Source organism: Flavobacterium gilvum (assembly GCF_001761465.1).
Taxonomy (GTDB): Bacteria; Bacteroidota; Bacteroidia; order Flavobacteriales; family Flavobacteriaceae; genus Flavobacterium; species Flavobacterium gilvum.
This window is the reverse complement of the sequence record NZ_CP017479.1, coordinates 1439575-1452761: the sequence shown is the minus strand read 5'-3', so window position 1 is coordinate 1452761 and position 13187 is coordinate 1439575. Positions and strand designations below refer to the sequence as shown.

Here is a 13187-nt window from a genome sequence, read left to right as displayed (position 1 = left end):
GCTACACAAAGATTTAAAATTATTTAGTGCTCTTTTCATGCCACAAATTCACAAATTATTTATCAAAATTTAAACTCTAAGCTTTCACGAATTTATTCTGCTCTTAAATAAATTAGTGCAATCAAAAGAAAATTCGAATTTATTAATTCGTGAATTTGTGGCTTTCAGGAAATTCTCTATTCAAATGCGTAAACAAGTGTAAAATTTTGTTCCAAATCATTACGGTCAGTTGATTTGAATTCCTCAAAACAAATAATAAAATCCCTGATTATGCTGTCAAAATGAAGTTCGGTTTGAGTTCGCTTGTCTTTCATTTCAAAGGCTTTTACTTTAATATGATCCCTAAAACTGATTCCTTTTTCGTTTCTAATTTTAAAAATAGCTTCTTTGGCACCCCAAATCACAGTCAGTTTCCTGATGAATTCTGTTTTTTCATCAGAATTCAAAAAGGTAAACTCGGAGTCCGCAAATTTATCTGCAATTCGGATGATTTTTTCCCTTTGCAATTCAATATCAATTCCAACAACTTTATCACTTAAAATAATGGCAGAAAATTGATGAGAATGTGTAATCGAAATATGATTTCCGTCGTACAAATGTGGTTTTCCAAATTCATCATAATACAAATCAAAATCCGTATACCCGGAATGTTGAAGCAATTTACGAACACTCAAAAAAGCACGTTGGTGAATTTCTGATTTCATACAATTCAGTCGGTTCAGGTTACTTTCATTGAGAACGACCGCCTCAAAAAGCTCCTGATAAGATTCAGTTATTTCCCAAACGAAGATTTTGGTGGAAGGATTTAAAGTTATGGTTTTGTATAACGGCATTGCGATTTTTGATTGCTGATTTTTGATTGCTGATTTTAGATTTTTAAGTATTCTCTCAAAAAACAATTTCAAAAGCACAACAAAATCGAAGCAATTATGAAATTATAATTCGTTAACTCTTAAATCGTTAATCTACAATCTTAAATCCTTTTTTTTTCTAAACTTATTACGTAATTTTGCAAAAATTTTTACAATACAAATATACTATAAATGAGCACAACGACTACGCCTTACGTGGCATTCAAGGTAAAAGACATTTCTCTGGCTGCCTGGGGAAGAAAAGAGATTGAACTAGCAGAAGCTGAAATGCCAGGATTAATGGCGCTTCGTGCGGAATACAAAGAAGAGCAACCACTTAAAGGTGCCCGTATTGCAGGATGTTTGCACATGACGATTCAAACTGCCGTTTTGATCGAAACATTAATCGCTCTTGGTGCAGAAGTAACTTGGTCTTCTTGCAACATTTTCTCTACACAAGATCAGGCTGCCGCTGCTATTGCTGCTGCCGGAATTCAAGTTTATGCTTGGAAAGGTCTTGACGAAGAGTCTTTTGATTGGTGTATCGAGCAAACTTTATTCTTTGGTGAAGATAGAAAACCATTGAACATGATTCTTGACGACGGTGGAGATTTAACAAATATGGTTATCGACCGCTACCCAGAATTAGTTGCGGGAATCAAAGGATTATCTGAAGAAACTACAACTGGTGTTCACAGATTGTACGAAAGAGTAAAAGCTGGAACATTACCAATGCCTGCTATCAACGTAAACGACTCGGTTACTAAATCAAAATTTGACAACAAATACGGATGTAAAGAATCAGCTGTAGATGCTATTCGTCGTGCAACTGATGTTATGTTGGCTGGAAAAAGAGTAGTTGTTTGCGGATATGGTGACGTAGGAAAAGGAACTGCTGCTTCTTTTAGAGGTGCAGGTTCTATCGTAACTGTTACCGAAATTGACCCAATTTGTGCTTTGCAAGCTGCAATGGACGGTTATGAAGTTAAAAAATTAGACACTGTTGTTGCCAATGCTGATATTATCATCACTACAACTGGAAACAAAGACATTGTTTTGGGTTCTCATTTCGAAAAAATGAAAGACAAGACTATCGTTTGTAACATCGGACACTTCGATAACGAAATTGACATGGCTTGGTTGAACAAAAACCACGGTGCTTCAAAAATCGAAATCAAACCACAAGTTGACAAATACACTATCGCTGGAAAAGACATTATTATTTTGGCTGAAGGTCGTTTGGTAAACCTTGGTTGTGCTACAGGTCACCCAAGTTTTGTGATGAGTAACTCATTTACAAACCAAACTTTGGCTCAAATCGAATTATGGAAAAACAGCGCTGCTTACAAAAACGAAGTGTATATGTTACCAAAACACTTGGATGAAAAAGTAGCTGCCTTACACTTAGCTAAATTAGGTGTTGAATTGGAAACATTACGTCCAGATCAAGCAGCTTACATTGGTGTTGAAGTTGAAGGTCCATTCAAACCAGAATATTACAGATACTAGTATTATTGGTTATCAGACTCTAAATAGCAAAGCCCTCACATTCCTGTGAGGGCTTTTTTTATGGAATTAAATCAACAACTACTTTTCCACAATTTCAACCTATTTTTCCGTTCTGACAGCCAATGGAATTTCAATAGGCTGTTGTTCTTCTTTCTTGAATTCCTTTATCTTTTCCAATTGCTTCTGCTTTCCTTTATCCTTTATCGCTATTGTAATGAATGAGCTTGTCACAAATCCTCCAAATGTGGTAACCAACAAGTCTTCGACACCAAAACCTTCCCTCCCATGTTTAATATCATAACACTCCTTGGCTGTGCCAACTAAAAAAGCACATGCCGTTGAATAAAGAAGTGACTTTGGAGCGCTTTTTGTATGTTTATAAATTACTACATAAGACAATGAAGACACCAAAGCTCCTGCTCCAAAATGTGCTAGTTTGTCTTGCTTAACATCAATTTGAGCAATTAAGGAGAAAGACCATAAAAAAACTAGGAGTGTTGTTTTCATATTCTAATATTTTCATTCTTAAAGTTATAGAAGAAAATCTTATCAAAACTGCTTTTACAACACTATTAGACTAACAACCAATAAATTAGACTAAATGAAAGAAAACAAATAAATTATCAACTTATTCATTCATATTACACCTAGCAAGAAAACAGGTTTACAACAAAAACCACTTAACCCATTCTAGATTTCAAAAAAAAGAAACCAATTTCAAAACAAAAAAAAGGAGACAGAAAACCAAATTAAACTTTGAATCGGGAACATTTCATCTAGATTAAACTACAGTATTGATTTTAAAGTTCTAGGTTAATTCAAACCGAAATAATACAGATACTTAATTGTTGATTTTAGATTAGTGATTCAAAAATTCAGCTTTAGCTCACCTGTATTTATGCAAGATTAATCTGCTCTGACTAGAAAAAAATATCTTAAAAGCCTAACAATTAACACCAAACACTTTTTTTAAATAATTTTACGTATTAAATTTGATGTTAATCTGAAATTGTTAATGTATGAGCGACATTGGACTAAAGCCACAGTTTCTTCGTGCCAGCAAAGATGATTTTTTCAAAAAGCTTGCTAAAGAGGTACAAGAAAAAGTACTAAAAGATAAAAAACTTCAACACAAAAACATCATAAAAGCGCTAAGCCTTTTAGCCTTGTTTTTGGTTTCCTACTCTTGCATTTTAGCATTTGGAAACAATACAATTCTATTGTTTTCAATTTATATCATTATGGGAATTTCCATGATTCTTATCTTTGTAAATCCTTTTCACGATGCCAGCCACGGAGCTCTTTTTGCTACCAAAAAACAAAATCGGATTTTTTGTTATGTAGTTGATTTTTTTGGAACAAACAGCGAAATCTGGATTCAACGCCATCTGCAGTTGCATCATCCCTATCCAAATATTCAGAATTGGGATTGCGATGTAAAACAAAGCGATGTTGTACGCATTTTCCCGAATAGCCCTCTCTACAAATTCCATAAATACCAACATATCTATATGTGGTTTCTATACCCGTTTTACACCTTAATTTGGCTATACATCAGGGATTTTAAAGATTTTTTTGGAACCAAAGACAACTATTTGAAAAGAATTTACACTATTCCAACCATAGAATATGTAAAACTTTTTGCTTCCAAATTTTTCAATCTGTTTTATATGCTTGTTATTCCTTATTGGGTTTTGGAACAATCTTTCGAAACCATTTTTTCGGCTTGGATTGTGATGCACCTAACCTCAAGTTTGTTTGGAGTTATAGCCTTAGTATCAACCCATGCCGATGAAACAGCGCATTTCCCATTACCTCCCATGGATGGCAAAATGGACATTACCTGGGCAAAACATCAATTGATGGTTACCAAAGATTTTAATGCCGGTAATCCTGTGTTTGACTTTCTTTATGGCGGATTTACCCATCATGTTGCACATCACTTATTCCCTACGGTTGGACATACTTATTACCCAAAAATTACACCTATAATAAGCAAATATGCTAAGGAGAACGATCTCCCATACACATGCAGGCCTGTCTTGAACGCAATAAAATCACATTATTTATTATTAAAGAATTCCCGTCAATCTGATTCCATATTCCATTCATCTGAATTATGAAAAACAAGCGAACCAGCCTTCAACTTTTATATTCATTTAATAAATAAACCCTTTTACAGTTTTTTAAAAACATAATTTTCAATATCTTAGTATTTATTAAAATAAAACCAACCGATTTCCCCACGAATCTCCAACCTTAAACCTAAAGTTTTGAAAAGAAATCTGTCCTTCATCTTATTTACTTTTTTTATTGTAAGTCAAATCACTTTTGCACAAGATAAAAAACCAAAAGTCGTATTGGTATTAAGTGGAGGTGGTGCCAAAGGAGTTGCGCATATACCACTTTTACAAAAATTGGACTCACTCCACATTGTTCCAGACCTCATTGTCGGAAACAGCATGGGAAGCATCATAGGCGGACTATATGCCATGGGATATTCTGGCGACAGCATCGCAAGTATTACCAAACATATTGATTGGGATAAAATACTTGGTGGCGGACTGTCTCTAAAAAATGTTAGCGTAGAAGAAAAAAGAGAATACCAACGATATTTAGCTGGTATCGGAATCAAAGATGGAAAACCCAATAGTGTTGGTTCGATATTAAGCGATCAAAATTTAAGAGAATATCTTTTTGAATTGACCTATCCTGTTTACAACGTCAAAGATTTTGACAACTTATCAATACCGTTTCGAGCAATGGCAACCGATTTGGTCGAAGGTAAAGAAGTTGTTTTAAGCAAAGGCAGCCTAGCTTTTGCCATGAGAGCCAGTATGTCTCTTCCTGCCGTTTTCAAGCCCATGCCTTATGAAAAAACAGTCTTGGTCGATGGCGGAGTAATGAATAACTTCCCCACAGATATTGCCAAACAAATGGGCGCCGACATCATTATTGGGAGCGATGTAGGTGGCGGGATGGAACCCAAAGAAAAACTGAACAATTTTGCGACGGTTTTAATGCAAACCAGTATGTTCCCTAGCAATATTAAAAATCCAGATAATCGTGCGCTCTGCAATATTTTGGTTGATCACCTACCAAATCTACGCTTTTCGACCGCTGACTTTGCAGAAAGCCACGAAATCTACAAAGACGGTAAAATAGCTGCCGAACAAAATCTTCCCGCTTTGATAGAATTGGCAGAAAAACTAAAAAAATACCCTCAAAGAACACACAAACTCCCCAATACACCCAATGAGTTCGTTATTGATACTCTTGTCTACAACAACATCAGTAAAGAAAACTTACCGTTGGTAACTGCGAGAACCAACATTAAAACAAACACAAAATACAATACCAAAGATTTAATCGAAGGCGTTAACAGAGCTATGGGAACTAATCTTTTTAGCCAAATAACCTATAATTATTTTTTAACCGATAAAGACAAATTAGGGATAATTTTGAATGGAGTTGAATATCCAAAAAACCAACTGAACGCCTCTTTACATTATGACACTTATAGGGGTGTTGGTATAATTCTAAATTACACCGCCCGAAATGTAATTGCAGAATCATCTCGCTTGCTTGTTACCGCAGATATTGCAGAACAGCCAAAAGCCAGAATCGATTTTCAGAAAAATTTTGGCAAAAAGAAAGATTGGTGGTGGGGCTCTGAACTCTACGGGGCATTCCTAAGACAGGAAATTTTCATTAATGGAAATTCTGCAGATAATATGCTCTATAATGCTTTTGAATTTAATAATGAATTTAACAAAAACATAAATTCACTGAACAGCTATGCAGGTTTTGGCTTAAACTATGGCTACACCGAATTAAAACCTAGATACGATCCCGAATACAATCCCAATGTATTTTCGCTTGTAAACTACAATTTAAACAATGTCGAAATAAACATGCATTATTACTTTAACGATATGGACAAAGTTTTCTTTGCTACCAGCGGAACGATTCTAAAGACCAACATTAGCCATTCGATAATAACTGATATACAAGCATCGTACTCTGATCCAAACTTACCGTCAATTTCGAGTAATACTAATGGTTTTACCAAATTTGGTTTTGGTTATGAAAAAAGGATGCCATTAAAAAAGAAAATAACCGGAATGATCGGATTTGATGCCAATTTTATTTTTGAAGACAAATTAAAAAACAATCAAGTTTCCTTTTCGGATTTTGGTTATGGAGCAAAATATTTCTTAGGAGGCATCATCCCTATTTCAGGAAGCAATCGCTTTACATTTCCCGGATTACATGAAGACGAGCTCAACGTAACCCAATTTATGGGAGTAAAACTTGGAGCTCAAATAAATCCTTTCGGTAAAATTTATTTAACCCCTCATTTCAATATGGCAACAGTTGGTTTTGGTAATTTTAACGAATACGTAGATAAGGCTTTTTCTCCAAAAGGAAATTGGGATCAAAACACTGAACCGAGCTTTGTAATATCTGGAGGTGCTGCTGTTTCCTACCAGTCGATCTTAGGTCCAATTCATTTTGATACGTCATGGATAAACAATGTTCACAAAACACGATTATTTTTTAGTGTTGGGTACTCATTCAATCCTTAAAACTAACGCCCACTTCTGCACAAAACGAACACCGAATAAAAGCCTATAGTAATAGATATTAAATCTACACAATTAGGCTCATTTTAAACTATTCTCACAATAAACCGCTATTGTTTAATAAATTACGTAATTTACACCTGATTAACCAAAAAGTTCATTTTCAAATATTAACACAAACCACTTCTATTGAAAAAGACAATTCTAGTTTCGTTGATATTATGCACCATTATCTCCCAAGCCCAAACCCTCAAATTAGGTGGACGCTTTCAAAAGACTCAAGAAATGTATTGGGAAAATGGCTTTTCGGCCCAGTATTCTTTTGCAAAATTCAAACCTGATCAATTTTTCATCGGGTTTGACTATGTAACTTCCCGTTTAGGATCAGCCTATAATTCAAACGCCATCAAACAAGACAATTACATCTTTTCTGGGAGTTGGCAATTCAACAAAAGCAGACCTTATCATTTTGTCACCCGATTGAATGTGGGCTATTTTTACTCGGATTTAGAAGAGGAAATTTTCGATGAAATTCCAAATACCGCCTTTCTTTTTTCCCCCGAAATTGGCTTCACCTACAATATACCACAAGTGCCAGTCTCTTTAAATTTCGGTATTGGATATTATATTATTACAGAAAAAGAAGGCTATTCACCAGGAACTTTACAACCGCTATACTTTCATCTTGACATTTATTATACGTTGTTCAAAAAACATACCTAATGAATAAATCAAACCTATTTTTCCTATTCGCTATTATGGCTTTATTCTACTCATGTAGCGCACCAACCATTACAGATGATTTGCTCGATGGCAAAGTCATCTTTGATCCTTCATTATATAATCCTGAGCAATTTTTAGTATCGGCTAAATACCCTAATCCAACACCCGAAGATTTAAGCAAACATATTATATTAGTTGTTCACGGCTATTCTGCCACCACTTTCGAATGGCAGGAATTTAAAGATTGGTCAAACGAATCTACCTACCGAATTTCACAAGTTTTACTAGACGGACACGGCAGGGATTACGATTCTTTTAAAGCCTCAAAATGGGAAGACTGGCAATCTGCCATCACCGAAGAATATGAAAAACTAATAGCACTTGGCTACACTAAAATAAGTATTGCCGGTTCTTCAACAGGAGGGACATTAATTCTGGAATTAGTAAAATCAGGTTATTTTAACACCCATCTGCCACCAAAAAATTTATTTTTAATTGATCCAATAGTAGTTTCTTCCAGCAAACTTCAATCTATTGTTGGCATTATTGGCCCAATGATTGTTTATGCTGAATCAGATCAAACCTCAGAAGAAAATAAATATTGGTATCGTTTTAGACCCTATCAAACAATCAACGAACTTAATGACGTGATGAAGGTTGTACGTAAAGGCTTAGAAGACGAAATTAAGCTTCCAACTGAAACCTACTTGAAGGTGTTCCATTCTCTGCATGATCCCGTTGCGAGCACAACTAGTACCGTATTAATCTACAAAGGTTTAAAAACAAGTACAGGGGCTCCGATTGATGTGCAATTAATGGATTCTGATATTCATGTATTTACAAGATTAAGCTTGCGATCCAACGTCACGACTTTACAACACGCCAATCAACTAGACGCATTTAATCAAATAGCTAACAAACTAAATTAATTAAAACAACAGAACATCTTAAAACAAAAAACCCGTTTCTTTCGAAACGGGTTTTGTAATTTATAGAGAACCTTTATGATTATGCTTCGAATGGAAGAATAGATACATAAGATTTGTTATCTCTTTTCTTTTGGAAAACAACAACTCCATCAACTTTTGCATGTAAAGTATGATCTTTACTGATGTAAACGTTTTCACCTGGGTTATGTTTTGAACCTCTTTGTCTTACGATGATGTTCCCTGCAATAGCTGCTTGACCACCAAAAATCTTAACGCCTAAACGTTTCGATTCTGATTCTCTACCATTCTTGGAACTACCGACACCTTTCTTGTGAGCCATGACGTACTAGTTTATTTTGTTATTATTCTTGTGTATCTTCTTTTTTAGCTTTAGGAGCTTTTTTTACTTTAGGAGCTTCTGCTTCTTCTGTAGTTGCTTCAACTGTCGCTTTTTTTGCAGCTGCTTTTTTAGGAGCACCTCCAACAGTAATACCTTCAATTACAATTTGAGAAAGATATTGTCTGTGACCGTTTCTTTTTTTGTATCCTTTTCTTCTTTTCTTTTTGAAAACGATTACTTTATCTCCTTTTAAGTGTTGTAACACTTTAGCTTCTACTGAAGCACCTTCTATAGCTGGGGCGCCTATTGTGATTGATCCGTTATCGTCTACCAAATAAACTTTATCAAAAGAAACTTTTGATCCTTCTTCATTTGCCAAACGGTGAACGTAAACCTTTAGGTCTTTGCTTACTTTAAACTGTTGCCCTGCTATCTCTACGATTGCATACATACTGAATTGTTTTTATAATTTTTAAGGTTGCAAATATACGATTAAATATTTACCTCGCAATCCTTTACCAAAAAAATATTTCATAACATTTCAAACTATCGTTTCTATCTATTTTTCAAACAGTTCCATCGATACGACAAAATAAAACCCGGACAGCCTCAATGCAGAATTTGATTACTTTATACAGAGTAAACCCAGAATAAGCAATAAGAATAAATTTCACAAAGAGACTCAGAGGTAACACGAAGATTCGCAAAGAAAAAGTGTCTTCGTGAAAGTGACTTTAGAAATTTCGCGGAACTTTGCGAATTCTTTGTGTTTCTTTGCGAAATATAATCAAATGCAGATTTTGGGATAAATAGAGTATTTTTGTCCCAACAAAAAAATGATATAACAAATAAACAAATAACAATGTCAGGAACCACATTAACACTAGGAGAAATGGCTTTGGCTCAAAAAGTAGTTTTCGAGGAGTACGATTTAAACAATGGCTTGCATGTTATTTTGCACCATGATGCCTCTGCCCCCGTTGTAATTACATCTGTCATGTATCATGTGGGTGCCAAAGATGAAAACCCTGACCGAACTGGTTTTGCTCACTTTTTTGAACATTTACTTTTTGAAGGAACCGAAAACATCAAAAGAGGCGAATGGTTTAAGATTGTAACTTCGAATGGAGGAACCAATAACGCCAACACTACCGATGACCGAACTTATTATTACGAAATATTCCCTTCCAACAATCTGGAATTAGGACTTTGGATGGAATCCGAAAGAATGTTGCACCCTATTATCAACCAAATTGGAGTTGACACCCAAAACGAAGTCGTAAAAGAAGAAAAAAGAACAAGTTACGACAATAGACCTTACGGAAACATTCTTGCGGCGGTAAAAGAAAACATGTTCAAAAATCATCCGTACCGATGGACAACCATTGGCTCTATGGAACACATAGACGCCGCAACCCTTGAAGAATTTCAGGAATTCAACAAAAAATTCTATTTACCTAACAATGCTGTTTTGGTGGTAGCCGGCGATTTTGAAGAAAAACAAACCAAAGAATGGATTCAAAAATACTTTGGATCAATACAAAAAGGCGTGATTGCTCCTAAGAAAACATATTCGGAAGAACCGATTACCCAAACCATCAAAGCAACTTACGAAGATCCAAACATCCAAATCCCGATGTTGATTGCGAGCTACCGCACTCCATCAATGAAAAGCAGAGACGCAAGAGTATTGGATTTAATATCTTCTTATCTGAGCGACGGTAAAAGTTCCCGATTGTACAAAAAAGTGGTGGACGACAAAAAAATGGCTCTTCAAATAGGAGCAGTAGGTTTCAGTCAGGAAGATTACGGAATGTACATTGTATATGGATTACCCATGGCCGATTTCAGCATTGATGATATATTAGTAGAAATAGACGAAGAAATCACTAAAATCCAAACCGATTTAATTTCTGAAAAAGATTATCAAAAACTGCAAAACAAATTCGATAACAACTTTGTAAACAGCAATGCAACCATCGAAGGAATTGCCAACAATCTTGCTTCCTATTACCTATTATACAAAGACATCAACCTTATCAATACCGAAATCGAACTGTACCATTCTATTACACGAGAAGAAATTCGTGAAGTAGCCCGCAAATACCTAAATCCTAATCAACGCTTACTTTTGGACTACATCCCTGCAAAAAGTCACAATTAAAAAGCTGGCATCGTAAAAAACACAGTATTCATCCTTTCATTATCATCAGGAACTATGCAAGCTACAAACCGAACGCAACCCAAACCCGGAAAATCTCCTATTATCAATATCAAAAAACCGAAAACCTTTGTTTTATCAAACGGCATGAAAGTATTGGTCGTAGAAAACCATAAATTACCAAGAGTATCCTTCAACCTAAGTCTGGACAATGCACCTTTTACTGAAGGAAACAAAAAAGGCGTTGATGAATTAACCGGAAACCTAATAGGAAACGAAAGTAAAAAAAGAAGCAAAATCGATTTTCACGAAGAAATTGACTTTTTGGGAGCCGAGATTAATTTCAGTTCTCACGGAGCAACCGCAAATTCAATCTCCAAATATGGCTACCGCATTCTCGAATTAATGGCCGAAGGTGTCTTACATGCCAATTTTACTCAAGAAGAATTTGAAAAAGAAAGAGCCAAATTAATCGAAGGAATGAAAGCCGAGGAAAAAAGTGTTCCTGCGATAGCCAATAGGATTGTCGATGTTTTGGCCTTTGGAAAAAACCATCCTACGGGAGAGTTCATGACCGAGGAAACTTTAAACAACATAACACTTGCCGATGTAGAAAACAATTACAAAAACTACTTCGTTCCCGAAAATGCCTATTTAGTAATTATTGGCGATGTCAAATATGAAAATGCAAAAGCAGCTATAGAAAAGTTATTTGGTTCTTGGGAGAAAAAAACAACCCCAAAAACGCCCTATGAAAACCCGGTAAATGTTTCAAATCTCCAAATAAATTTTGTGGATGTTCCCAATGCAGTTCAATCAGAAATAACATTGGTGAATACCCTAAATTTAAAAATGGGTGACCCTGATTTTTTTCCTACAGTAATTGCCAATCAAATTTTGGGAGGCGATTTCAACAGCTATCTAAACATGAATTTACGGGAAGAACACGGCTGGACCTATGGCGCAAGATCGAATGTGGGAGTTGGAAAATATACTTCTAAATTCTTTGCAAAATCTGCCGTGAGAAACGCCGTTACCCACAGTGCAGTTGTAGAATTCATCAAAGAAATCAAACGAATCCGGACAGAAAAAGTAACTGATGAAGTGCTTGCAACTGTAAAAGCCGGCTATATCGGCAGATTTGTGATGCAGGTTGAAAAGCCTCAGGCCGTTGCCCGATACGCTTTAAACATTGAAACCGAAAAATTACCCGCCGATTTTTATGAGAAATACATCCAAACCATCAATAGCGTAACCGCCGACGACATACTGCGCGTTGCCAACAGCTATTTCTTAATTGATAATATTCGGATTGTGATTGTTGGCAAAGGATCTGAAATTATTCCTAATTTGGAAAAACTAAAAATTCCGATGTTTTATTTTGACCGATACGGAAATCCTTTGGAAAAACCGATTTTAAACAAAGAAATCCCAAAAGACATCACCGCCAAAATTGTGTTTGAAAATTATATCAATGCAATTGGAGGAGAAAAAGCGATTCAAACTGCAGAATCAATCAGCATGATTGGTTCAACTTCGATTCCACAAGCTCCCGCACCACTTACTTATATTTCAAAAACAGACACCAACGGTAATTCATTGGTCGAAATCACAATGGGATCCATGAGCCTAATGAAACAGGTGATTAGCCCAAAAAGAGCCTACAGCATTGAGCAAGGACAACGCCATGATTTTGAAGGCGAAGAGTTGGCCGAAATGAGAGCATCGGCAATTCCATTTGAAGAAATTCTTTTAGTCAAAAATCCAAATCTGAAAATTGACCGAATTGAAGCTATCGACGGGAAAGATGCTTTTGCTATCATTAATGGCAAAACTACTTATTTCTACGATACAGAAACAGGACTAAAACTAGCCGAATTCAAAACAATTGATCAGGACGGAGAACCAATTATCGCCTCTACCCATTTTGGCGACTATAAAGAAGTAAAAAACATTAAATTTCCTTTTAGTATCATTCAAAACATAGGTATTGAACTTGATATTAAAATATCTGAAATCAAAATCAATGAAGGGGTAAACGATACCGATTTTCAATAATCTCCCTTATATATTTGCTTTGTAGAGACG

General features: G+C 35.5%; 11 protein-coding genes. 7 read left to right on the top strand and 4 right to left on the bottom strand.

Annotated features, from left to right (window positions below):
- Positions 1 to 176 precede the first annotated feature (176 nt).
- Positions 177 to 833, bottom strand: a complete 657-nt coding sequence (locus tag EM308_RS06065) for a 4'-phosphopantetheinyl transferase family protein (protein WP_035634463.1) — start codon at positions 831 to 833, stop codon at positions 177 to 179.
- 210 nt (positions 834 to 1043) lie between these two features.
- Between EM308_RS06065 and ahcY the strand changes: the two genes are divergently transcribed.
- Positions 1044 to 2360, top strand: coding sequence for an adenosylhomocysteinase (ahcY, locus tag EM308_RS06060; protein WP_035634402.1), 1317 nt, complete (start codon positions 1044 to 1046; stop codon positions 2358 to 2360).
- A gap of 99 nt (positions 2361 to 2459) precedes the next feature.
- Here ahcY and EM308_RS06055 read toward each other — a convergent pair whose 3' ends face one another.
- Entirely contained in the window at positions 2460 to 2867 is a 408-nt protein-coding gene (locus EM308_RS06055; protein WP_035634400.1) for a hypothetical protein, read from the bottom strand.
- A 512-nt stretch (positions 2868 to 3379) separates the two neighbouring features.
- Here EM308_RS06055 and EM308_RS06050 point away from each other — a divergent pair.
- From EM308_RS06050 to EM308_RS06035, 4 genes are all read left to right on the top strand, one after another.
- Positions 3380 to 4483 (top strand): fatty acid desaturase family protein, encoded by a 1104-nt coding sequence (locus tag EM308_RS06050; protein WP_035634397.1) that lies wholly within the window; start codon positions 3380 to 3382, stop codon positions 4481 to 4483.
- A gap of 150 nt (positions 4484 to 4633) precedes the next feature.
- Positions 4634 to 6949: a patatin-like phospholipase family protein gene (locus tag EM308_RS06045; RefSeq protein ID WP_231559977.1), complete on the top strand. Its 2316-nt coding sequence runs from the start codon at positions 4634 to 4636 to the stop codon at positions 6947 to 6949.
- Between the two features lie 186 nt (positions 6950 to 7135).
- Positions 7136 to 7669 (top strand): hypothetical protein, encoded by a 534-nt coding sequence (locus EM308_RS06040; RefSeq protein ID WP_070261797.1) that lies wholly within the window; start codon positions 7136 to 7138, stop codon positions 7667 to 7669.
- Complete coding sequence (locus EM308_RS06035) at positions 7669 to 8598, top strand: alpha/beta hydrolase (RefSeq protein ID WP_035634394.1); 930 nt, start codon at positions 7669 to 7671, stop codon at positions 8596 to 8598. Before EM308_RS06040 ends, EM308_RS06035 begins: the two co-directional genes overlap by 1 nt.
- Positions 8599 to 8677: 79 nt before the next feature.
- Here EM308_RS06035 and rpmA read toward each other — a convergent pair whose 3' ends face one another.
- Together rpmA and rplU are read right to left on the bottom strand one after the other, a co-directional pair.
- A complete protein-coding gene (rpmA, locus tag EM308_RS06030; protein ID WP_035634391.1) occupies positions 8678 to 8938 on the bottom strand; it encodes a 50S ribosomal protein L27 in 261 nt (86 codons plus the stop codon).
- A gap of 22 nt (positions 8939 to 8960) precedes the next feature.
- The gene (rplU, locus tag EM308_RS06025) at positions 8961 to 9389 is read right to left on the bottom strand and encodes a 50S ribosomal protein L21 (RefSeq protein ID WP_035634388.1); all 429 of its coding nucleotides are present in this window, start codon (positions 9387 to 9389) and stop codon (positions 8961 to 8963) included.
- Between the two features lie 411 nt (positions 9390 to 9800).
- On the opposite strand from rplU, the gene EM308_RS06020 reads away from it, so the two are divergent.
- Both EM308_RS06020 and EM308_RS06015 read left to right on the top strand, forming a co-directional pair.
- Entirely contained in the window at positions 9801 to 11102 is a 1302-nt protein-coding gene (locus EM308_RS06020; protein WP_035634458.1) for a M16 family metallopeptidase, read from the top strand.
- 54 nt (positions 11103 to 11156) lie between these two features.
- Complete coding sequence (locus tag EM308_RS06015) at positions 11157 to 13157, top strand: M16 family metallopeptidase (protein ID WP_035634385.1); 2001 nt, start codon at positions 11157 to 11159, stop codon at positions 13155 to 13157.
- The last annotated feature ends 30 nt before the right edge of the window (positions 13158 to 13187 follow it).